Source organism: Goodfellowiella coeruleoviolacea, from assembly GCF_024171785.1.
In the GTDB taxonomy this organism is placed as follows: domain Bacteria; phylum Actinomycetota; class Actinomycetes; order Mycobacteriales; family Pseudonocardiaceae; genus Goodfellowiella; species Goodfellowiella coeruleoviolacea.
In genome coordinates this window covers 22967-46465 of record NZ_JAMTCK010000026.1, presented here as the reverse complement: position 1 = coordinate 46465, position 23499 = coordinate 22967, and the positions used below count along the sequence as shown (strand labels likewise).

Genomic DNA, 23499 nt, shown 5'->3' with positions numbered 1-23499 from the left:
TGGCTGTCGGCAGCCACTTTTGTTGCCGAAAAACCACCCGACCGCAGCTCGTCCGGCGACAGCGATGTTTGGGGTGTCACCGTGCCCGATCCCGCAACGTCCGAAGCCCTGGCCTATCCCATGCCCCGGTCCTGTCCCCTGCACCAACCCGACGAGTACCGCCGGCTCCGCGCCGAACGCCCGGTGTACCGGGCGGTGCTGCCGTCCGGTCGGCCGGTGTGGTTGATCACCAGCCACGAACTCGCGCGCCAGATCCTGACCGACCCGAGGATCAGCGCCAACCGGTTCCACCCCGGCTTCCCGCACATGTTCCGGCACGTGCCCGCTCCGGAGGCAGCGGCCGAGCAGGCGCGGTTCAGCCACGCCCTGATCGGCAGGGCGTTCGCCGTCGACGGCCCGGAGCACGCCGCGCGCAAGCGCCTGGTCGTCGCCGAGTTCACCGTCAAACGGGTGCAGACCCTGCGACCGGTCGTCCAGCGGATCGTCGACGGCATCCTCGACGCGATGCTGGCCGGGCCGCGCCCGGTCGACCTGGTGCGGGCGCTCGCACTGCCGGTGCCGTCCCAGGTGATCAGCGAACTGCTCGGGGTGTCCGCCGACGACGCGCCGTTCTTCCAGCAGCAGACCAGGATCATGGTCAACCACGACAGCACCGTCGAACAGCGGCAGGCCGCCAACCTCGCGGTGCTGTCCAAACTGGACGAGCTGATCACGGCCAAGGAACACGCCCCGGGCGGGGATCTGCTCAGCCGGCTGGTCGAGCGCAACCGCGAGGCGGGCACCCTCAGCCACGACGAACTGGTCGGGATGGCGGCGTTCCTGCTCATCTCCGGGTTCGAGACCACCGCTAACACCATCGCGCTTGGCACCGTGGGCCTGCTGGAGCACCCCGACCAGTTGGCCGCGCTCATGGCCGACCCCGGGTTGGCGCCGCGCGCGGTCGAGGAGATGCTGCGCTACTTCAGCGTGTCCGACCCGGCGGGCTCCCGGGTGGCCCTGGCCGACATCGAGATCGGCGGCGAGGTGATTCCGGCCGGCGAGGGCGTGATCGCGGTGGCCGGCGCGGCCAACTGGGACCCGGCCGTCTTCGACGACCCGGAGGCGTTCGACATCACCCGGGAGGCCCGCCACCACCTGGCCTTCGGCCACGGCGCGCACCAGTGCCTCGGGCTGCACCTGGCCCGGCTGGAGCTGGAGGTCGTGTTCGGCACGCTGTTCCAGCGGGTGCCCACCCTGCGGGTGACCGTGCCCGCGACCGAACTGCGCTACAAGACCGGTGCCAACCTGTACGGCATCCACGAACTTCCCGTCACCTGGTGACGTTCCCAGCCCCGGCGGGTGCACCACCGACGCCGGGGCCGCGTGGCACCGGTGGTGGAGGACACGAGTAGGTCCGGGCACGGGAGGCGCAGTGGACGGCAGATCGGGCGAGGGCAGGTTCACCGGGGTGTTCGACCGGTTGGCCGACGTCTACGACGCCGCGGACGTCGAGTTCTTCAAACCGGTCGCGCGGCACCTGCTCGACCGGGTCGCGGTCCAGCCGGGCGAGCGGGTGCTGGACATCGGGTGCGGGCGCGGCGCCGTGCTGTTCCCCGCCGCCGCCGCGGTCGGCCCCGCCGGTGCCGTGGTCGGTGTGGACCTCGCCCCGGCCATGGTCCGCGCGGCCACCGCCGAGGCGTTGCGGCGTGGCCTGGCCAACGTGACCGTGCTGGAGATGGACGGCCAGCGGCCCGGGTTCGAGCCGGCGAGCTTCGACGTGATCACCGGCAGCATGAGCATCGGCCTGTTCCCCGACCTGCCCACCGCACTGGGCAACTACCGCGCCCTGCTGCGGCCGGGCGGCCGACTGGGCATCAGCGCACCGGTTCCGCCGGCCAGCCTCGGCGCGTGGGCACTGGGGCCGCTGCGGCTGCGCCACCTGGTCGACGCGATCGACACGGACGCGCTGGTGGCCACCAGCCCCCGGCTGGCCAGGTTCTTCGGCGACTTCCCGTTCGGCCGGCCCGGTGAGCTGGTCGACCTGCTCGGCGCGGCCGGGTTCGTCGACGTCAGTGAGCACCGGGTGGACGTGCCGCTGGTCGCCCCCTCCCCGGAGCAGCTGCTGGAGTGGACCTGGTCGAACGGGCTGCGCATCTTCTGGGAGCAGGTCCCCGAGCACCGCCGGGCCGCGGTGACCGAGCGGCTGGTGGCCGACCTCGCCGGCCACCGCGACGCCGAGGGGAACACCGTCGCGGTCTACCTGGTCAGCTTCTACCTGGCCCACGTCCGCTAGTCCCGGGTTCCGGCGCCGGGGCCGTCCGTCCTGCCGCGTTATCTGCAGTGGACGGACGGCCCCGGCCTCGGGCTAGGGCGCGCCGGTGTGGCGCGTCAGCGGCGGTTGGGTTCGGCTCACGGCGTCCACGGTGTGGTGGGCAGCCAGCTGGTGTCCTGCGGGTACAGGGTCGGGTTGTCGTAGGTGTGCGGGCCGCCGCTGACGGCCACCCACACCTCTTCGGCGTAGTGGCGCACGTTGGCACCGAGTTCGTTGATCGAGGCCAGTCGGACGCTGCCGGGCGAGTCCCCCGGTTGCGCGCAGAACGTGGCGTCCCGCCGGAACAGGTCGGAGTTGTCGTTGGCGTCCAGCCGGACCCGGAAGTTGGCGTGCCGCAGGAACCGGCCCGGATAGTTGCGCGACTCCAGTGAATAGCACGAGGTGTCCGCCAGGCCGCGCCGCACGACGAAGGTCGCGTCGGCCTTGAGCAGCGCGTCGCTGCCGGAGTTCACCACGTCGGTGCGGGCCAGCGAGTCGCGGTGGCGCAGGAACCGGTCGGTGTAGCCGGGCGTGGTGACCTGGAACGAGCGGGCCTGGTCCTGGGGTAGGGCCGCGCCGCTGCGCCACAGCGGCAGGGTGGCGGCCCAGGTGGCATCCACGTCGAAGCTCGCCGCGGTGTCCCAGGGGTTGGTGCCGCCCGGCCGGGCCAGGTACACCCACTCGTTGTAGTGCCGCAGGAACGCGCCGGGGAAGTTGGCCGACTCCAGGCTCGTTCCGCCGCCGGCCCGGCCGGCACGCGGGCAGAAGGTGGCGTCGGCGGCGAACAGCGCGCTGCCGTCGTTGGCGTCCTTGCGCAGCCGGGAGTCCCGGTGGCGCAGGAAGTGGCCGGGGAAGTTGCGGGACTCCAGGGACACGCAGGCCGCGTTGGCCAGGCCCGGCCGCACCCAGAACGTCCCGTCCTGACGGGCGGTGTCCGAACTGGACGCGGACAGCACGTCGGTGCGCCCGAGCGTGCTCTGGTGGCGCAGGAACCGGTCGGTGTAGCCGGAGGTGGTCACCCGCAGCGACACCAGTTCCCCGGTGCCGATCTCGGTGCCCCTGGCGATGGCCAGCACCCGCTGGTTGACCTCGCGCACCCGCGCCTCGGTCATCTTCAGCACCTGGCGGTCGTAGGTGTAGAAGCCGTTGACCTCGTTCTCGACGTCGTAGGGTTCGGTGTAGACGGACGCGGACAGGCCACGGCTGTGGATGAACCTGCCCACCTCCTTGGTGATCTCCACGTACCGGGTGGTCAGCGAGGTCTCGTCGGGGAACAGCTCGCCGTAGGCGAACCCGGCGCCCGGCTGCCACTCGTGACCGGTCACCCGCCGGCCGAGGCCGCCGTACTCGCCGAGCACCGCGATCCGGTTGGCGTCGGGCAGGCGGGTGCCGCTGGACATCTGGTACGCGTGGTCGTCGATCACGTCGCCGTTGCCGGGGTCCGGATCGGACAGACAGCAGTTCGACCCCGAGTTGTGGTTGATCAGCCGGGTGTTGTCGATCGAGCGCACCAAGTCCACGATCCGGCCCGCGTCGTACTCGCCCCAGCCCTCGTTGAACACCACCCACTGAGCGATCGAGGTGATGCCCTTGAGCTGGTCCACGATCCGGCGCAGCTCGCCCTCGTAGTTGGCGTGGCTGCGGTCCGGCGGGTCGTCCAGCGTGTCCAGCGAGGGCATGTCCTGCCACACCAGCAGTCCGAGCCGGTCGGCGTGGTAGTACCAGCGGGCCGGCTCGACCTTGATGTGCTTGCGGACCATGTTGAAGCCCAGCGCCTTCTGCCGCTCCAGGTCGAAGCGCAGGGCCGCGTCGGTCGGCGCGGTGTAGCCGCCGTCCGGCCAGTAGCCCTGGTCCAGGGTGCCGAGTTGGAACACGAACCTGCCGTTGAGCAACGGGCGCGTCACGCCGCCGACCACGCCCTTGCCCAGCGACCGCATGCCGAAGTAGCCACCGACCACGTCACCGCCGCCGGCACCGGTGAGCGTGACCCGCAGGTCGTAGAGGAACGGGTCGTCCGGCGACCAGAGCTGGGCGTTGGGCACCGGAACCCGGATCCGGGCGTCCACCGGCCCGGTCGCCGAGCCGACCACCGCGCCACCGGTCAGCACCTCGACCCGGGCCTGGGTGCCCCCGGTCGCGCCCGCCGCCCGCACCACGATGTCCAACGCGCTCTCCGGCAGGTTCGGCGTGGTGTCCAACCGGGTCACATGCGCCGGGTTGACCGGCTCCAACCACACCGTCTGCCAGATGCCCGAGGCCGCGGTGTAGAAGATCCCGCTGGGATCGCGGCGCTGCTTGCCGACCGGGTACGTGCTTCCGTCCACAGGGGACGAGACACCGACGATGATCTCGTTCTCCCCCGACCGCAACGCGGCGGTGATGTCGAAGGAGAACGCGTCATAGCCACCGGTGTGGCTGCCCACCTGGGTGCCGTTCACCCAGACCCGGGTCAGCCAGGTGACCGCGCCGAAGTTGAGCAGCACCCGCCGGCCCGCCCAGGACTGCGGAACGGTGACCGTGCGCCGGTAGAACATGTTGTCCTCGTGGCGCTTGATCCCCGACAGCGCGGACTCGATCGGGTAGGGCACCAGCACGCCCTCGGCCAGCGGCGTGTCGACCGGTGGCGAGTCGAGGTTGGCCGCGCCGGTGAACTCCCAGACCCCGTTGAGGTTGAGCCAGTCCGACCGGGTCAGCTGTGGTCGCGGGTACTCCGGCAGCGCGTTGGTCGGGCTGACCTGGTTGGTCCACGGCGTGGTCAGCGGTGCGGGCTTGGGCTGCCAGGTCGCCGCGGACGCGGCCGGTGCCACGGCGACCGCCAGGCCGATCACCATCAGCGCGCAGGCGAACGTGGACAGCAGTAGTCGTCGGACAGGATGCGGTAGGCAAGCCACGGAGTACTCCTCGGTCCGCTTTGACACGAAGGGAGACGCTGAGAACGCGACAGATCCTGTTGAGATGACCGTGGTGATCAGGTGGCGTGACGTCCTGCTGTTGCGGATCCGATCCCGGCCGAGGCGCGGCCCGTTGAACCACACCGTGCCCGTGAACCATGTTCGCTCCGTTCCGCCACCACGAGTGCTCCTGAGAGAGCGCTCTCACATCGGACGTTAGCCGCCGGGAGCGGTGTCGGGTGACGGCGTTCGGAGTATTTCGCTCCCCGATCTCAGCGGAGCAGCGGCAGCGCGCCGACGAGCTTGTTGACCTGCCTGCGCGGGCCGTGCAAACCGACACCGACGCTGGCCAGCTCGGCGGTCGGGGTGACCGCCATCTTGGCGATGTACTCCTCGTAGGTCTTGCAGCCCTGGGCCAGGGAGCTGAAGCTGACGAAGAACATCCCGTCCTGCGTGGCCGCCGCCCGCACGATGGCGGCGACCTGCTCGCGCGGGGCCACCAGGATCGGCAGCGGCGTGTGGATGACGCCGGGATGGGTCACGCCGTCGGCGTCCTGCACGTCGGCCCCGACGAGCCCCTCGACGCGGTGCCCCATGGTCAGCGAGAGCACGCTCGCCGCGTTGACCGCGAGTCCCGTGGGCAGCTCGTCGCTGACCACGATCGCGCACTTGAACTCTGGCTGGCCGGTCATGCGTTGTCCTTCTCCGTGTTCGGTTCTGCGGTGTTCGGGTTCGCGGTGTCCGGGTTCGCGGTGTCCGGGTGGTTTGCGGTGTTCGGGCTCGCCGGGCTCGACACCGCCGCTGGCCCGTCGCTGTTCTGCTGGTACAGGCCGGTCACCACACCGGCGATGACGACCGCACCGCCGATGACCTGTTGCCCGTCGACGGATTCCCCGGCCAGCACCGCCGCCCACACCAGGCCCGCCACCGGGACGATGTTGAGCAGGTTGACCGCCACGCTGGGCAGCAGGCCGCGCAACCCGTAGTTGTAGAGCAGGAACGCGGCCACCGAGCACAGCCCGGCCAGGAACAGCACCCGGCCGAGGTTGGCCGGGGACGGCCAGGCCCAGCGGTCCGCCTCGAACAGCGACATCGCGAGGAAGCCGAGTGCTCCGGCCAGCGTCTGGTAGTAGGTCACCACGACCGGCGAGGCGCCCGAGGTGTCGCGCTGCGCCACCAGGTTGTAGCCGGCCCAGACGAGCCCGCCGAGCACCAGCAGTGCGTCGCCCCACCACCGGCTGCCGGACTCGTCGCCCGCTCCGCTCGACACGACCAGCCAGACCCCGCCGATCGCGATGACCATGCCGGCCAGCCGGACGACCGAGAGCGTGGCCCGCCGCAGGATCAGCTCCAGGGCCAGGGTGATGATCGGGTACGCGGCGATGATCAGCGTCGCGTCGGACGCCGTCGCCAGGTCGACGCCGAGGTTCTCCACGGCGAAGTAGGCCGCGATGCCGAGCAGACCGGCCAGGCCGATGAACAGGCGCTGCCGTATGGTTGGCAGCCGCCGGTCCCGTCTGGTGTGGACCACCGCGGCGAGGATGAGGGCGGCGAGGCTGAACCGGAGCGCGCCGATCGTCATCGGCGGGATCTCCGCCAGTGCCACCTTGGTGACCGCGAACGACGTGCTCCAGATCAGCGCCGCCAGCACGACGGCCGCGACCGCCGGCGTGCGCCCGCGCTGGCGCACGGGGCGCGCCGGGCCGGCCGTGGCGGTGAGTTCGGCGAGATCGCCAGCACGCGGGGACATGGCGCTCAACGTAGCAACCGCTGCGGCGCTTCCCCGATTTGTCCGTGTTAAGTTCGGCTTCTCACCGAAAATCGCGAATTTCACACGGGAACGGGGTGCTGACGACGGTGCTGGACGAACTTGACACGGCGTTGCTGACGCTCCTGCAGGAGGACGCCCGGCTGACGAACAAGGAACTGGCCGCCCGCCTGCACGTGGCGCAGTCCACCTGCCTGGAACGCATCCGCAGGCTGACCAAGCGCGGCATCCTGCGCGGCCAGCACGTCGACGTGGACCTGCGCAAGATCGGCCGCGGCACCCAGGCGATGGTGAACGTGCAGCTGCGCCCGCCGAACCGCGCGGTGATCGAGTCCTTCGAGGCCTTCGTGGCGAGCCTGCCGGAAGTGCTGTCGTACTTCGTCATGTCCGGCAGCGACGACTTCCTGCTGCACGTCGCCGTGGCCGACAACGAGCAGCTCAGCGCCTTCGTCCTGGACCGCCTCACCCAGCGGCGGGAGATCGTGCACGTGCGGACCTCGGTGATCTTCAGCCACGTCCGACGGTCCGTGGTCGTGCCCCTGCCAGCCAGGGAGGAGGCCTGACAGGTCCACGCGCGCCGCGGTGACCGGTGTGCGCACGCCCCGCCTCCCACCGGCCGCCCTGCGCGGCATGGGAGACGGGGCGGTGCGGTCGCGCGCCTGCCCGGGTGTGCTGCTGGGGGTGGCGCCTACCAGGTGACGGGGAGTTCCGCCACGCGGTAGACCCCCAGGCCGCCGGGCCGGATCTCCTCGGCCGGCACCGCCAGCCGCAGTGTCGGGATCCGGGTGAACAACGTGGTGAACAGCACCTCCAGCGCGGCGGTGGCCACGTTCTGCGCCACGCACTGGTGCGCGCCGTGCCCGAAGGTCACGTGCGGTTTGGCGTCCCGACGCAGGTCCAGCTGGTCCGGCTCGGGGAAGGCGGCCGGGTCCCGGTTCACCGCTGGCGTGGCCACGATGACGCCCTCGCCCGCCCGCACCAGCTGGCCGCCGATCTCGATGTCCTCGGTGGCCAGCCGCGAGATGATGTCACCGGCGGAGATGTAGCGCAGCAGTTCCTCCACCGCGGTCGACGCGACGCCCGCCGGGTCGGTGCGCATCACCTCGGCCTGCTCGGGGTCGGCCAGCACGGCGAACGTGCCCAACGAGATCATGGTGATCGTCGACTCGTTGCCGGACACCGTGATCAGCATGGCGGAGTTGAGCATCTGCTGGAAGCTGACCTCGCCAGGGCGCTCCGCGTTCTTGGCCACCATGTGGCTGGCCAGGTCGTCCGCTGGCTGTTCCCGCTTGCGCTCGAACAGCCCGGCGTAGTACGTGCTCAACGAGTAGATCGTCGGCACCAGCATGGCCGGCTCGGTCGCCAGGTACCGCACGTTCTGCTGGTACTCCGGCCGGTCCTGCTCGGGCACCCCGAACAGCTCCGCCATCATCATCGACGGGAACGGCACCGCCACCTGCGACACCAGGTCGGCCGAGTCACCCGAGGCGAGCAGCTGGTCGATCAGCTCGTTGGCGAACTGCTGGAACCTCGGCCGCAACCGCTTGGCCTGCCCCACGGTGAAGCTGGGGATCACCAGTCGGCGCTGCGCGTTGTGCTCCGGGTCGTCCATCTGCGCGAACGTCAGCGCGTCGCCCTCGGGCACCGGCTGCGGCAGCCCGGTGCCCGGCATGATCTTCGCGTTGTTCGGGAAGTCCGGGTGGCTGCGGTCGGCGGACAGCCTCGGGTCGGCCAGCAGCGCACGCGCCTCGGCGTAGCCGGTGACCACCCACGCCTTCTTGCCGTCGATCAACCGCACCTCGGCCACCGGGCTCTGCTCGCGCAGTTGGGCGTAGCCGGCCGGCGGGTGGTACGGGCATTTGCCCCGCGCCAGCGGGAACGTCGGAACCTCGGTGGCAATGGTCTCGGTCATGCCGTGCCCTTTCGGAACAACAGGTGGTGTGCGTGGAGTTCGAGGGACCGGTCCCGATTCGTTCTCGCACGGGGTGGATGGGTGGAGCAGCGGACCGCCGGACGCGGTCCGCCAGGGTGGTCCTGCTGGGGAGAGGGGGTCACCGACGGGTCAGGCGGTGCGGGCGCGCAGCGGCACGCTCTTGGGCGTGAACATCTCACCCTCGTAGAACTCGATCTGGGCGTCGGGCGCCACCTCGAACTCGGCGAACCGCCGGAACAGCGCGGCCAGCCCCACCCGCGCCTCGGTCTTGGCCAGGGCCGCGCCAAAGCAGTAGTGGATGCCGTGCCCGAAGGTCAGCGCCTTGCTGGCGGCCCGCTCCGGGTCGAACCGCACCGCGTCGGCGAACACCGACTCGTCGTGGTTGGCCGACAGCAGCCACACGAACACCATGCTCTTGGCCGGGATCGCGACGCCGTCCAGTTCCGTGTCGGTCGTGGTGAACCGCTGCAGCCGGGGCACCGGCGGCTTGGTCCGCAGCACCTCGTCCACGAACCCGGCCACCAGCGAGGAGTCCGCCCGCAGCCGGGCCGCCAGCTCCGGTGACTCCGACAGCGTCAGCACCGAGTTGGCCAACAGCGACGCCGAGGTGATGTGCCCGGCCTGAACCAGCTGGATGGCCAGGTTCACCACCTCGTGGTCACCCAACCGCTGACCGTCCACTTCGGCCTGCAGCAGGTCGCTGAGGAACCCGTCGTTGGGTTGCGCCCGCACCCCGGCGCAGAACTGGTGCATGTAGCCCTGCATCTCGATGAGCGGCCCCATCTGCGCCGAGGCGATCGAGGCGTCCAGCTCCGCCTCGTCGTTGGGGTTGGGCACGGTCACGGCCAACAGCTTCTCGGTCCAGCCCAGGAACAGCGGCAGGTCCGCGCGCGGGATGCCGAGCAGCTCGGACACCACGATCAGCGGCAGCTGCTGGGAGAACCGCGCCACGAAGTCGAACTCCGACTCGGTGATCTGGTCCAGCAGCTCCTCGGCGATGGCCTCGATCCGGTCGCTGAGGTTCTTGACCCGCTTGGGGGTGAACGCCTGGCTGGCGATCTTGCGGACCTTGGTGTGGCCCGGCGGGTCCATCACCGCCAGCATGCCCGAGGTCAGCTCCGCCGCGGCCGCCGGCATCACGTGCGAGGGGTCGCTGGAGAACGTGGTGGGGTCGGCCAGCACCTGCTGCGCCGCCGAGTGGCTGAACACGTGGTGGATTCCGAACATGTCCCGGTGCACCGGGTGTTCCCGCCGCATCCGCCCCAGCCACGCCACCATGTCGGTCAGCCCGGTCCGGGTTGACGGCGGCAGCAACGACGGATCCACCTGCGGCAGCACCTGCTCTGACATGCCTGACACTCCGATTTCGTTCTGGGCAGGCGGAGGTTGGCGCCCCGCCTGGAGTTCGGTGGCACCAGGGATCGCGACCTCGGCGCCAGCGGCGGACTCGCGTCCGGTGGCCAGACGCCCACCCGCCGAGGCAACGCCGCACCAGGGTCGCCCCGATCAACGTGTGGCCCGGGTGCTCGCCCCGTCGCGTGACTGGCCTTCGTGCGGCACCGTCGGTCAAGGTCCCTGAGCGGCGATACGGGGCGAGACTAGGGACAGCTGCTTCCAAACCACTCCCCTGCGACTTCCATTCGAGGCAAGTCACCATTCGCGGCGAAACCGGTTCGGAGCGTGGCTTGCCCCCAGTCGTCGCGGTGCGCCCGGATCCCGGCGCCGCCGTGCGCGGGTCAGGCCCGGCTGACCTGGATCGCGACCCGCTCCGGCGCGAACAGCAGGTGCGTCTCCTGGAACTGGACGGTCTGGTCCGGGGCGACCCGCAGCTGGGTGAACCGGTCGAACAGGGTGTTGAGCGCGCCCACCACCTCCACCCTGGCCAGCATCGCGCCCAGGCAGAAGTGGATGCCGTGACCGAACGACAGGTGCTTGTTGGGGTTGCGGTGGATGTCGAACCGGTCGGGCTCCGGAAACACCCGCTCGTCGTGGTTGGCGGCGAGCATCCACGGGACGACCACGCTGTTGGCCGGGATCGGGTGGCCGGCGACCTCGGTGTCACCGGTGGTGTAGCGCTGGAGCCGGGTGGACGGTGGTCGGCAGCGCAGCACCTCCTCCACCGCCGCCGGGATCAGCGCCCGGTTCGCCCGCAGCTCCGCAGCGGCCTCGGGATGCTCGTCCAGCAGCAGGATGCTGTGGCTGAGCACGGCCGAGGTGGTCAGGTGGCCGGCCTGCAGGATCTGCACGGCCAGGCTGGCCACCTCCTGGTCGGTCAGCCGCTGCCCGTCCAACTCCGCCTGGAGCAGGTCGGAGATCAGCCCGGGGCGCGGGTCGATCCGGCGCACCGCGCACAGCTGCAGCAGGTAGCCCATGAGTTCCATGAACGGCCCGCCGAGCGCGGTCTCGGCCGAGCCCCGCACGGCCGCCTCGTCGGTGAGGTTGGGCGGGTCGATCGCCATGATCTGCTCGACCACCCGCCGGAACAGTTCGACGTCCTCGGCGGGGATGCCGAACAGTTCGGAGATGACCGTGGCCGGCAGCAGCAGCGAGAAGTGCTCGACGAAGTCGAACTCGTCGCCGGGCGCCCGGTCGATGAGGTCGTTGGCGATCTGGGTGACCCTCGGCGCCAGGTCGCGCATCTTCTTGGGGGTGAACGCCTGCGCGGCCAGCCGGCGCAGCTTGCTGTGCTTGGGCGGGTCGGCGACCAGCATCATGCCCTCGGTCATGTTCGGCACGCCCTCGGGCAGCACCCGGGCGGGGTTGCTGGAGAAGACGCCCGGGTCCTTGGTCACGCGCTGCACGTCGTCGTAGCCGAAGACGTGGTAGTGGCCGAACTCGTCGCGGTGCACCGGGTGCTCCGCGCGCATCCGCCGCAGCCAGGCCAGCTGCTCGCCGAGACCGTCGCGGACCGAGGGCGGCTGGCCCGCGGCGACGCGGGTGGGTGCCAGTTGGTCGGTCACGGTTCACGCCCCCCTGTGCGACTGCGACAACGGGCCCACCCGCGGTGGCACCTGCTCTGACATCCCTGACACTCCGAGTTCTCCGGTCCGGTTGCTGGTTCTGTTCCGCCTGTGACGGGGACGCGGGCGGCCGGACCTCGACCGGTGCCGGACCGGCCACCCGCGGTGGGTCGCGTGGTTAGAGTTCCCGTCGGATCCAGTCCTGGACGGCCGCGGCGGTCGAGCCGGCGTGCTCTTCCATCATCGACCAGTGGTTGCCCGGCACGTCCACGGCGCTGTGGTCCAGTTCCCAGGTGGGCCGCCAGGTTCCGCCCGCGTCCTTGTCGGTGTCACCGCCCACGCTGCCCAGCGAGTCCGATGCCCGGACGAACAGCGTCGGCACCCCGGTCCGCTCCGGCAGCCAGTCCGCGAAGATCCGGAAGTAGCAGCCCATCGCGGTCAGCTTGCGGTCGTCGATCCCGCCGACCACGTCCTCCCGTTCCTCGGAACTGCGCACGAAGGTGTTCTTGTACCGGTCGATCTGCTGGCTCTGCGGCACGTAGGTGTCCATCAGCACGATGCCGACCGGGGGTGCGCCCATGTTCTCCAGGTACGTGGCGACCGAGTGCGCCAGCCACCCGCCGGAAGAGTGTCCCAACAGGACGAACGGGGTGCCGCCCGCGCAGTTCCACACCAGCTCCGCCTGGAGTTCGACGGTCGCCGCCACCGACGCCGGCAACAGCTCACCCGGTTGGAAGCCCGGTGCCGGGACCATCGAGACCTCGCGCTCACCCCGGAAGCCCGCCGCGAACCGCGCGTACTGCTGGGCGCCGGTGATGGCGACCGGTGCGGCGAAGCAGATCAGGTTCGGGTTGCTGGTCCCCCGGCTGAGCGTGACGGTGTCGGGCAGGCTGGCCAGTTCCGCCACCGACTCGAACGACGGGCGCAGCCGCGAGGCGCTCTTGATGAACTCCACGCCCTCGGTGATCTTGCCGTCGTTGAGCGCCTGCCGGTACAGGGCCAGGATGCTGCCGCCCGCGGCCTCGGTCGCGGCCTGGTCCGCCGGGTCGGTGGACGCCTGGTTCTCCGCGACGGTCCGCTCCGGCGCGAGTTCGGCCAGCAGGTGCGCGACCAGGGCCTCGGTGGTCGGGTAGTCGAACACCAGGGTGGCCGGCAGCCGCAGGCCGGTCACGGAGATCAGCCGGTTGCGCAGTTCCACCGCGGTGAGCGAGTCAAAGCCCAGCTCGGGGAAGCCAGCTCCGGCCGGCACCGCGTCCGCGTCGGCGAAGCCGAGCACCGCGGCCACGTTGGCCCGCACCACCTCGCGCAGTGCCTGGGCCTGGTCGGCCGGGGACAGACCGGCCAGGCGCTGCCGCAACGAGGACGGGTCCTGGTCGGGCCTGGTCGCGTTGGTGGCCTGGCGGCGGGCCGACCGGACCAGGCCGCGCAGCATCGGCGGCACCGCGCCAGCGCCCAGCTGCCCCCGCAGGGCCGCGGCGTCGACGTGCATCGGCACCAGCACCGCCTCGTCGACGGCACCGGCCATGCTGAACAGCGCCATGCCCTCGGTGGACGCCAGCGGCCGGAACCCGGCCCGGCTCATCCGCTGCCGGCCCGCCTCGCCCAGCTGCCCGGTCATGGCACTGTCCTGCTCCCACAGGCCCCACGCCAGGGACTGGGCGGGCAGGCCCTCGGCCCTGCGGTGGTGGGCCAGCGCGTCCAGGAAGGCGTTGGCCGCCGCGTAGTTAGCCTGGCCCGCGCTGCCGAGCGTGCCGGTGGCCGAGGAGAACAGCACGAAGTCGCGGACATCGAGGTCCCGGGTCAACTCGTGCAGGTGCCACGCGGCGTCCACCTTGGGCCGCAGCACCGCGTCGACCCGCTGCGGCGTCAGCGCCTCCAGCACGCCGTCGTCCAGGACACCGGCCGCGTGCACCACGCTCCGCAGCGGGTACTCCTCGGGCAGCCCGGCCAGCAGTTCGGCCAGTGCGGCGCGGTCGGCCACGTCGCAGGCGGCCACGCTCACCCGGGCGCCGGCCCCGGTCAGTTCGGCGACCAGTTCGGCGACGCCCTCGGCGTGCTGGCCGCTGCGGCTGGTCAGCACCACGTGGCCGGCGCCGTGCGCCACGACGTGCCGGGCGACCAGGCTGCCCAGCAGCCCGGTGCCGCCGGTGACCAGCACCGTGCCGGCCGGGTCGAACTCGCCCGCCGGCAGGTCGGCCGGGACCTCGGCGCGAGCCAGTCGGGGGGCCAGGGCGCGGCCGGCCCGCAGGGCCAGTTGCGGCTCGCCGCTGTCGACCACCCCGGCCAGCAGGGCCGAGGACTCCTCCTGCTCGTCCACGTCGACCAGGACGATCCGGTCGGGGTGTTCGGACTGGGCGGCCCGCAGCAGCCCCCACGCGGACGCGCCGGCCAGGTCGGCGACGTCCTCGCCGGTGCGGGTCGCGACCGCGCCCCTGGTCACCACGACCAGGCGGGCGCCGCGCGGCCCGCCGTCCGCGACCCACGCCTGGGCCAGGGCGAGCGCCCGCGCGGCCACCTCGTGCGTGGTGTCGGGCACCGCGCCCGGTGCCCCGGCCAGCGCGGTGAACACGACCCGGGGGCCGTCCGCGCCGGCGCGGGCCAGGTCAGCGAGGTCGATGACCGACTCGACCCGCGCGCCGCCGGTCTTCAGCGCGGCGGTCAGCCAGGTGTCGTCACCGAGCACGGCGCATTCGGCACCAGCGGCGGGGCTGGTGGGCACGACCGTCCAGTGCACCCGGTGCAGGGAGTCCCGCACCCCGCCGGTGCCGGTGCTGAGCGCCTGCGCCGAGACCGGTCGGGACACCAGGGAACCGACCGAGGCCACCGGGGTGCCGGTGGCGTCGGCGATGGTGAGCGCCACCCCGGCCGATCCGGCCGGGCTGATCCGCACCCGCAGGGTCGTGGCGCCCACGGCGTGCAGCGCCACGTCGGTCCACGCGAACGGCAACCGGGTGGCGTCCGCGCTGTCCGGGCCGGCGGCCAGCATTCCGGCGTGCAGCGCCGCGTCGAGCAGGGCGGGGTGCAGGCCGAAGCCCTCGGCGGTCGCGCCGGCCTCGGCCGGCAGGTCCACCTCGGCGAACACGTCCGCGCCGCGCCGCCAGGCCGCGCGCAGCCCCTGGAAGGCCGGTCCGTAGCCGAAGCCCAACTGGGCGAGCTGGTCGTAGCCGCCGGCCAGCGGGATCTCCTCGGCCCCAGCCGGTGGCCACTCCACCAGCTCACCGGGCCGGGTGCTGGTCTCGGCCGTCAGGGTGCCGGCCGCGTTGCGGGTCCAGGGCTGGTCCCACCCGGCGTCGGCGCGCCGGGAGTGCACCGACAGCGGGCGGCGACCGCTCTCGTCGGGCGCGCCCACCACGACCTGGAGCCGAACCCCGGCGGGTTCGGCCAGCACCAGCGGGGCCGCCAGGGTCAGTTCCTCGACCACGGGGCAGCCCACCTGCTCGCCGGCGCGCAGCGCCAGTTCGAGCAGGGCGGTGCCGGGCACCAGCACGGTGCCCAGGACCGCGTGGTCGGCCAGCCACGGGTGGGTCCGCACGGAGAGCAGCCCGGAGAACAGGACCCCGTTCGACTCCGGCAGGTGCACGGCCGCGCCCAGCAGCGGGTGGTCGGCGGCGTCCATGCCGACCGAGGTGACGTCACCCGCCGCGGGCGGCGCCTCCAGCCAGTACCGCTCCCGCTGGAAGGCGTAGGTGGGCAGGTCGACGCGGCGGGCGCCGGACCCGGCGAACACCTGGGCCCAGTCCACCCGCACACCCCGGGTGAACGCCTCGGCCAGCGAGGTGAGCAGCCGGCGCGGTCCGGCGTCGTCGCGCCGCAGCGTGCCGATGACGGCACCGGGCCGGCCGGACCGTTCGACGGTCTCCTCGATGCCCACGGTGAGCACCGGGTGGGGGCTGCACTCGACGAAGACGCCGTGCCCCTGCGTCAGCAGGGTTTCGGTGGCCCGCTGGAACTCGACGGTCTGCCGCAGGTTGCGCACCCAGTACTCGGCGTCCAGCGCGGCGGTGTCCAGCGGTTGCCCGGTGACGGTCGAGTAGAACGGGATGTCACTGGTCCGCGGGCTGATCGGGGCCAGCACGGTGCGCAGCCGGTCGCTGATCTGGTCGACGTGCGCGGAGTGCGAGGCGTAGTCCACCGGTACCTGTCGCGCCCGGACCCCCTCGGCGGTGAGCCCGGCCAGGAACTCGGTGACCGCCTCGGTGTCACCGGACACGACCACCGACGACGGCCCGTTGACGGCGGCCACGGACAGCCGCTCACCCCAGGACTCCAGCCGCTCCCGCACCTCGTCCACCGGCAACGCCACCGACACCATGCCACCGCGACCAGCCAACGCACCCAACTCCACACTGCGCAACGCCACCACCCGCGCCGCGTCCTCCAACGACAACGCCCCTGCCACACACGCCGCCGCGATCTCACCCTGGGAATGCCCCACCACCGCCGCCGGCTCCACCCCACACGAGCGCCACACCTCCGCCAACGACACCATCACCGCGAACAACACCGGCTGCACCACATCCACCCGGTCCAACCCCGGCGCACCCGGCGCACCCCGCACCACGTCAATGGCCGACCAGTCCACAAAGGACGACAGGGCCGCGGCGCACTCGGCCATCCGCTCGGCGAACACCGGGTTGCTGTCCAGCAGTTCCACGGCCATCCCGGTCCACTGGGACCCCTGCCCCGGGAAGACCAGCACCGGCCGGCCGCCCGGGGTTGGCACGCCCCGCACCACGGCCGGGTCGGGTTGGTCGGCGGCCAGTGCGGACAGCGCGGCGAGCAGCGCGTCGCGGTCCGCGCCGACCAGCACCGCCCGGTGGTCGAAGACGGTGCGGGTGGTCGCCAGGGACAGCCCGATGTCGGCCGGGTCGAGGGTGGGGTCGTCGGCGACCAGAGCGCGCAGCCGGTCCGCCTGCTGCCGCAGCGCGGTCTCGGTCTTGCCGCTGAGCACCCAGGGCAGCACGGGCAGCGCTGCGGCGGGCAGCCCCGGCTCGGTGGCCGCCGCGGTCGCCACCTGTTCGAGGATGACGTGCGCGTTGGTGCCGCTCACCCCGAACGACGACACACCGGCGCGCCGCGGCCGGCCGGTCTCCGGCCACGGCTGCGGGTCGGTGAGCAGCGACACCGCGCCGGACTCCCAGTCCACGTGCGGCGAGGGCTGGTCCACGTGCAGGGTCCTGGGCAGCACCCCGTGCCGCATGGCCAGCACCATCTTGATCACCCCGGCGACACCAGCGGCGGCCTGGGTGTGTCCGATGTTGGACTTCAACGACCCCAACCACAGTGGACGGTCCGCGGCCCGGTCCTTGCCGTAGGTGGCCAGCAGCGCCTGCGCCTCGATCGGATCCCCCAGCGCGGTGCCGGTCCCGTGCGCCTCCACGGCGTCCACATCGGACGGACGCAGCCCGGCGTTGGCCAGCGCGGCCCGGATCACCCGCTGCTGCGCCGGCCCGTTGGGCGCGGTCAACCCGTTGGACGCACCGTCCTGGTTCACCGCGCTGCCGCGCACCACCGCCAGGATGGGGTGTCCGTTGCGCCGCGCGTCGGACAACCGCTCCACCAGCAGCATGCCCACGCCCTCGGACCAGCCGGTGCCGTCCGCCGACGCCGCGAACGACTTGCACCGGCCGTTGGAGGACAGCCCGCCCTGCCGGCTGAACTCGATGAACGCGGTGGGCGTGAACATCACCGTGACCCCGCCGACCAGCGCCATGGTGCACTCGCCCGCGCGCAGCGACTGGGCGGCCAGGTGCAGCGCCACCAGTGAGGACGAGCAGGCGGTGTCGATGGTGACCGCCGGCCCCTCCAGACCGAAGGTGTAGGCCACCCGGCCGGAGGCGACACTGCCGGCGTTGCCGTTGCCCAGGTAGCCGGCCAGTTCGTCGGGCACCGAGGGCAGCCGTGAGACGTAGTCCTGGTACATCAACCCGGCGAACACGCCGATGCGGCTGCCCCGCACCGACGCCGGCTCGATGCCCGCCCGCTCGAACGCCTCCCAGGAGGTCTCCAGCAGCAGCCGGTGCTGCGGGTCGATGGCCATGGCCTCGCGCGGCGAGATGCCGAAGAACTCCGGGTCGAACCGGTCGGCGTCGTACAGGAAGCCGCCCTCGGGCTGGTAGCTGTCCTCCACACCGGCCAGCAACTGGTCCCAGCCCCGGTTGGTGGGGAACGCGGAGATCCCGTCACCGCCCGAGGCCAGCAGCTGCCACAGCTGCTCCGGGGTGCTCACCCCGCCCGGGTATCGGCAGCTCATCCCCACGATCGCGATCGGTTCGTCAGCAGCGACCGCCGCCGAGGGCACCGGACCGGCCGGCCCGTCCTGTCCACCGATCTCGGCCAGGAAGTGCTCGACCAGCGCGGCCGGGCTGGGGTAGTCGAAGATCAGCGTGGCCGGCAGCCGCAGCCCGGTCACCCCGCCGAGCCGGTTGCGCAGTTCGACGGCGGTCAGCGAGTCAAAGCCCAACTCCTTGAACGCCCGGTCCATCTCGACCAGGTCCGGCGAGCCGTGGCCCAGCACAGCCGCCACGTGCGTGCGCACCACGTCGGCCAGCACCCGCCGCTGTTCCTCCTCGGTCACCCCGGCGAGCCGGCGCAGCAGGGCGGCGACCTCACCGACGTCCCCGCTGCCGGCCCGGCGCACCGGCACGCGCACCAGCCCGCGCAGCAGCCACGGCAGTGCCCCGGCCGCGGCCTGGGCGCTGAGCACGGCCATGTCCAACTGGGTGAGCACCAGCACCGCCCGGTCGGCGGCCAGGGCCAGGTCGAACAGCTCGAAGCCGCGCTGGGTGGTCAGCGGGACCATGCCGCCCCGACTCATCCTGCGCAGGTCGGCGTCACTGAGTTCCCCAGCCATGCCGCTGGCCTGCGCCCAGACACCCCAGGCGAGCGAGGTCGCTGGCAGTCCGGTGGCGCGCCGGTGCTGGGCCAGCGCGTCCAGGAACGCGTTGGCCGCGGCGTAGTTGGCCTGCCCGGCACCGCCCATGATGCCCGCGGCCGAGGAGAACAGCACGAACGCGGCCAGGTCGAGATCACGGGTCAGCTCGTGCAGGTGCCAGGCCGCGTCCACCTTCGGCCGCAACACCGCGTCGAACCGCTCCGGCGTCAACGACTCCAGCACGCCGTCGTCCAACGCCCCGGCCGCGTGCACCACGGCGGTGAGCGGGTGGTCGGCCGGAACGGCAGCCAGCACGGTGGCCAGCGCGGCCCGGTCAGCGGCGTCACACGCGACCACGGACACCTCGGCGTCCAGCGCGGTCAGTTCGGCGACCAGTTCCGCGACGCCTGGCGAGTCCGCGCCCCGCCGACTGGTCAACAGCAGCCGGCGGGCGCCCCGCTCCACCAGGTGCCGTGCGGTCAGCCGCCCGAGGGTTCCGGTGCCGCCGGTGATCAGCACGGTGCCGTCCGGGTCGAACCTCGGGGCCGCCCGCTCCACCGAGGTGGGCCGGACCAGCCGGGACATCAGCAGTTCGCCACTGCGCAGGGCGAGTTGGGCTTCACCCGAGGCCACCGCTGCGGCGAGCACCCGGGTGGGGACCTCGGACTCGTCCACGTCCAGCAGCACGAACCGTCCTGGGTGCTCGGACTGGGCCGTGCGCAGCATCCCCCACACCGCGGCGGCGGCCAGGTCCGGGACGTCCCCGTCGGCACGCGTCGCAACAGCACCGGTGGTGACCACGACCAGGCGGCTGTCGGTCAGCCGCTCGTCGGCCAGCCACTGCCGCACCAGCTCCAAGGCCTCGGTGGTCGCGGCCCGAACCCGCGCGGTGATCTCGGTCCGGTCAGCAGACCCGGCCAGCAGTGGCGCGAACACCACATCCGGCACCTGCTCCCCGGTCGCCAGCAGGCTGGCCAGATCCACGTGTCGGGCCAGCTCCCGCCCGGGGTCGCCGAGGGTCACACCGGCCGGGCCCAGCACCGCCCAGTCGGTCGGTTCGACCGCGCCCGTGACGGCCGGCACCGACACCCAGTCCAGGCCGAAGAACGCATTGCGGTGGTTGTCCTGGCCGGCGGTCAGCTGTTCCTGGGCGATCGGCCGGGACACCAGTGAGTCGATCGCGGCCACCGGCCGGCCGGCGCTGTCGGCCAATGCCAGCGAGATCGAGTCCTGGCCCGCCGACACCAGCCGCACCCGGAGGCTTGCCGCTCCCGCCGCGTACAGCGACACACCGGTCCAGGCGAACGGCAGGTTGCCCTGCTGGGGCATGGCGTCCGGGGCGGCCCCGAGCAGGCCGGCGGCGTGCAGTGCCGAGTCCAGCAGCGCGGGGTGCACACCGAACTTCTCCGCCTCGGCGGCGTGCTCGACGGGCAGCGCGACCTCGGCGAAGACCTCGTCGCCGCGTCGCCAGGCAGCGCGCAGTCCCTGGAAGGTAGGGCCGTAGAAGAACCCAGCCTCGGCAGTGCGCTCGTACAGGCCGGCCACGGGTACCTCTTCGGCCCCCGCCGGCGGCCACACCGCCAGGTCGAACACCTCAGCCGGACCACCGGCCACCACGGTGCCCGCAGCGTGCCGCACCCACGGCTCGTCAAAGGCGGCACCGGCGCGGCGCGAGTGCAGGCTCACCGCGCGGCGGCCGGCCCCGTCGGCCATGCCGACCACCAGCTGCACCTGCACGCCGTCCCGCTCGGGAAGCACCAGCGGCGCTTCCAGGGTCAGCTCCTCCACCCGTCCACACCCGACCTGCTCACCCGCGCGGACAGCCAGTTCGAGCATGGCCGTGCCTGGCAACAACACGGTGCCCAGCACCGCGTGGTCAGCCAGCCACGGATGGGAACGCAGCGAGAGCACACCGGTGAACAACAGCCCATCGCCCTCGGCGAGGGTCACGGCGGCACCGAGCAACGGGTGGTCAACGCTGCCCAGGCCGATGGCACTCGCATCACCGGTCGACGGCACCGCGTCCAGCCAGTACCGCTCCCGCTGGAACGCATAAGTCGGCAGATCAACACGACGAGCACCGGTACCGGCGAACAACCCCGCCCAGTCCACAGTGGCCCCACGCGCGTGCAGCCGCCCCACAGCAGCGACGAGCGACTGCACCTCCGGGCGGTCGCGGCGCAGCACCGGCACCGCCGCCAGTTCATCAGGCACGCTCTCCGAGACCATCGCGGTCAGCACCGCGTCCGGACCGACTTCCAACACCGTGGCCACACCCTGGTCGTGCAGTGTGGTGATGCCGTCGGCGAACCGGACCGTGCCCCGCACATGACGCACCCAGTACTCCGGATCCGACACCAACCCCTCACCCGCGAGTTCGCCGGTCAGGTTGGACACGATCCCGATCTCCGGCTCCGCGAACCGAACCCCGGCCAACGCCGCTCGGAAGTCCGCCAGCATCGGGTCCATCAGGCTGGAGTGGAACGCGTGACTGGTCCGCAACCGCTTGACCGACCGACCCCGACCCCGCCAGAGCTGTTCCAACTCACCGATCTCGGCTTCAGGACCGGACAACACCACCGATTCGGGCCCGTTCACCGCGGCGATGTCCACCCCACCAGGCAGCCCGGCCTCACCAACCTCCGCCTCACTGGCGGCCACAGCCAGCATGGCCCCACCCGCCGGCAACGCACCCATCAACCCCGCACGCGCCCGAACCAGCCGGGCCGCATCCGACAGGGACAACACCCCCGCCACATGCGCCGCGGTGATCTCCCCGACCGAGTGGCCCATCACCACATCAGGACGCACACCCCACGAGGCCAACAGTCGGGTCAACGCCACCTCGACCGCGAACAACGCCGGCTGGGTCCACCGGGTCTCGTCCACACCGGGAGCGGCACCGAACACCACATCAGCCAACCCCGGCTCGAACTCAGCACACACCTCGTCGAAATTGCAATCGCCGTAGACCGGGAACGCCGCATACAGCTCCCGACCCATCCCGACCCGCTGCCCACCCTGACCGGTGAACACGAACGCCAGCCTGCCGGACCCACTGGTATCCCGAACCACCGCCGCCGCATCACGCTGCTCGGCCACAGCGGCCAAACCAGACAGCAGCTCCTCCCGGTCGGCCCCGACCACCACCGCACGGTGCTCGTGGGCCCGGCGGGTGGTGGCGGTCGAGAAGCCGAGATCGATCGGTGCCAGGTCTGGCCGAGCGATGAGGTGTTCCCGCAACCGATCGGCCTGTCCCCGCAGTGCGTCAGCTGTCTTGGCCGAGAGCACCAACGGCACAGCGGGAAGGACGCCGTGCTCATTCTCCACTGTGGACTCTTCAGCCGGTGGCTGTTCGAGGATGACGTGTGTGTTGGTGCCGCTGACCCCGAACGAGGACACCCCGGCGCGACGCGGCTGGCCCGTCTCCGGCCAGTCCCGTGCCTCGGTGAGCAGCTCGACCGCACCCGCCGACCAGTCCACGAACGGGTTCGGCTGGTCGACGTGCAACGTCTTGGGCAGCACCCCGTGCCGCATGGCCAACACCATCTTGATCACCCCACCCACGCCGGCGGCGGCCTGGGTGTGTCCGATGTTGGACTTCAACGAGCCCAGCCACAGTGGACGGTCCGCCGGCCGGTCCCGGCCGTAGGTGGCCAGCAGGGCCTGTGCCTCGATCGGATCGCCCAACGTGGTGCCGGTGCCGTGCGCCTCCACCGCGTCCACATCGGACGGTGTGAGTCCGGCGGCGGCCAGGGCGGCGCGGATCACCCGCTGCTGCGACGGCCCGTTGGGCGCGGTCAACCCGTTGGACGCACCGTCCTGGTTGACCGCGGTGCCCCGCACCACCGCCAGGATCGGGTGTCCGTTGCGCTGCGCGTCGGACAACCGCTCCACCAGCAGCATGCCCGCACCCTCGCCCCAGCTGGTGCCGTCGGCCGCGGCCGCGAAGGACTTGCAGCGACCGTCCCTGGCCAGCCCACGTGCCCGGCTGAACTCGATGAACGCGGTCGGGGTGGACATCACGGTCACCCCGCCGGCCAGGGCCATGGTGCACTCGCCCCGGCGCAGCGCCTGAATGGCCAGGTGCAGTGCGACCAGTGAGGACGAGCAGGCGGTGTCAATGGTGACCGCTGGGCCCTCGAAACCGAACGTGTAGGCCACGCGGCCCGAGGCGATGCTGCCGGCACTGCCGTTGCCGAGGAATCCCTCAAAGCCCTCGGGCACCGGTTGCAGCCGCGCGGCGTAGTCGTTGTACATGACGCCGGCGAACACCCCGACCTGGCTGCCGGCGAGCGCGGCCGGGTCCACGCCCGCGGACTCGAACGCCTCCCAGGAGGTCTCCAGCAGCAGCCGCTGCTGCGGGTCCATGGCCAGCGCGTCCCTGGGCGAGATGCCGAAGAACGCCGGGTCGAAGTGGTCGGCGTCGTGCAGGAAGCCGCTCTCCCGCACGTAGTAGGTGCCCAGAGTGTCCGGGTCCGGGTCGTACAGCTTCTCCAGGTCCCAGCCCCGGTTGTCGGGGAATTCGGAGATGCCGTCCCGACCGTTGGCCACCAGGTCCCACAGCTGCTCCGGAGTGCTCACCCCGCCCGGGTAGCGGCAGCTCATCCCGACGATGGCGATCGGCTCGCGCGCCTCTGCCTCGACCTCCCGCAGCCGTGACTGGGCCGCGCCCAAGCGCTGACGGGTCTGCTGGAGATCGGCCGTCACCCGCTTGAGGTAGTCCCGAAGCTTGTCTTCATTCGCCATCAGAGCGTCAGCTCCTTGAAAAGTCAGAAGGGTG

10 protein-coding genes are annotated in these 23499 nt (G+C 71.9%); 3 read left to right on the top strand and 7 right to left on the bottom strand.

Going from position 1 to position 23499, the window contains the following annotated elements; all coding sequences use genetic code 11:
- The first annotated feature begins 81 nt into the window (after positions 1–81).
- Positions 82–1320, top strand: a complete 1239-nt coding sequence (locus LX83_RS35930) for a cytochrome P450 (protein WP_253780187.1) — start codon at positions 82–84, stop codon at positions 1318–1320.
- A 91-nt stretch (positions 1321–1411) separates the two neighbouring features.
- The gene (locus LX83_RS35925) at positions 1412–2272 is read left to right on the top strand and encodes a class I SAM-dependent methyltransferase (protein WP_253780173.1); all 861 of its coding nucleotides are present in this window, start codon (positions 1412–1414) and stop codon (positions 2270–2272) included.
- A gap of 116 nt (positions 2273–2388) precedes the next feature.
- Here LX83_RS35925 and LX83_RS35920 read toward each other — a convergent pair whose 3' ends face one another.
- From LX83_RS35920 to LX83_RS35910, 3 genes are all read right to left on the bottom strand, one after another.
- The gene (locus tag LX83_RS35920) at positions 2389–5121 is read right to left on the bottom strand and encodes an AbfB domain-containing protein (protein WP_301329497.1); all 2733 of its coding nucleotides are present in this window, start codon (positions 5119–5121) and stop codon (positions 2389–2391) included.
- A gap of 332 nt (positions 5122–5453) precedes the next feature.
- Positions 5454–5873, bottom strand: a complete 420-nt coding sequence (locus tag LX83_RS35915) for a DUF2000 domain-containing protein (protein ID WP_253780169.1) — start codon at positions 5871–5873, stop codon at positions 5454–5456.
- Positions 5870–6931, bottom strand: coding sequence for a DMT family transporter (locus tag LX83_RS35910; protein ID WP_253780167.1), 1062 nt, complete (start codon positions 6929–6931; stop codon positions 5870–5872). The genes LX83_RS35915 and LX83_RS35910 overlap by 4 nt, the downstream gene beginning before the upstream one ends.
- 110 nt (positions 6932–7041) lie before the next feature.
- Between LX83_RS35910 and LX83_RS35905 the strand changes: the two genes are divergently transcribed.
- Complete coding sequence (locus LX83_RS35905; protein ID WP_253780205.1) at positions 7042–7512, top strand: Lrp/AsnC family transcriptional regulator; 471 nt, start codon at positions 7042–7044, stop codon at positions 7510–7512.
- 125 nt (positions 7513–7637) lie between these two features.
- On the opposite strand, the gene LX83_RS35900 is transcribed toward LX83_RS35905, so the two are convergent.
- From LX83_RS35900 to LX83_RS35885, 4 genes are all read right to left on the bottom strand, one after another.
- Positions 7638–8861, bottom strand: a complete 1224-nt coding sequence (locus LX83_RS35900) for a cytochrome P450 (RefSeq protein ID WP_253780165.1) — start codon at positions 8859–8861, stop codon at positions 7638–7640.
- A gap of 150 nt (positions 8862–9011) precedes the next feature.
- Positions 9012–10232, bottom strand: coding sequence for a cytochrome P450 (locus tag LX83_RS35895; RefSeq protein ID WP_253780152.1), 1221 nt, complete (start codon positions 10230–10232; stop codon positions 9012–9014).
- A 386-nt stretch (positions 10233–10618) separates the two neighbouring features.
- Positions 10619–11842: a cytochrome P450 gene (locus LX83_RS35890; protein WP_253780140.1), complete on the bottom strand. Its 1224-nt coding sequence runs from the start codon at positions 11840–11842 to the stop codon at positions 10619–10621.
- 178 nt (positions 11843–12020) lie between these two features.
- Complete coding sequence (locus tag LX83_RS35885) at positions 12021–23465, bottom strand: type I polyketide synthase (protein ID WP_407649753.1); 11445 nt, start codon at positions 23463–23465, stop codon at positions 12021–12023.
- Positions 23466–23499: the final 34 nt, after the last annotated feature.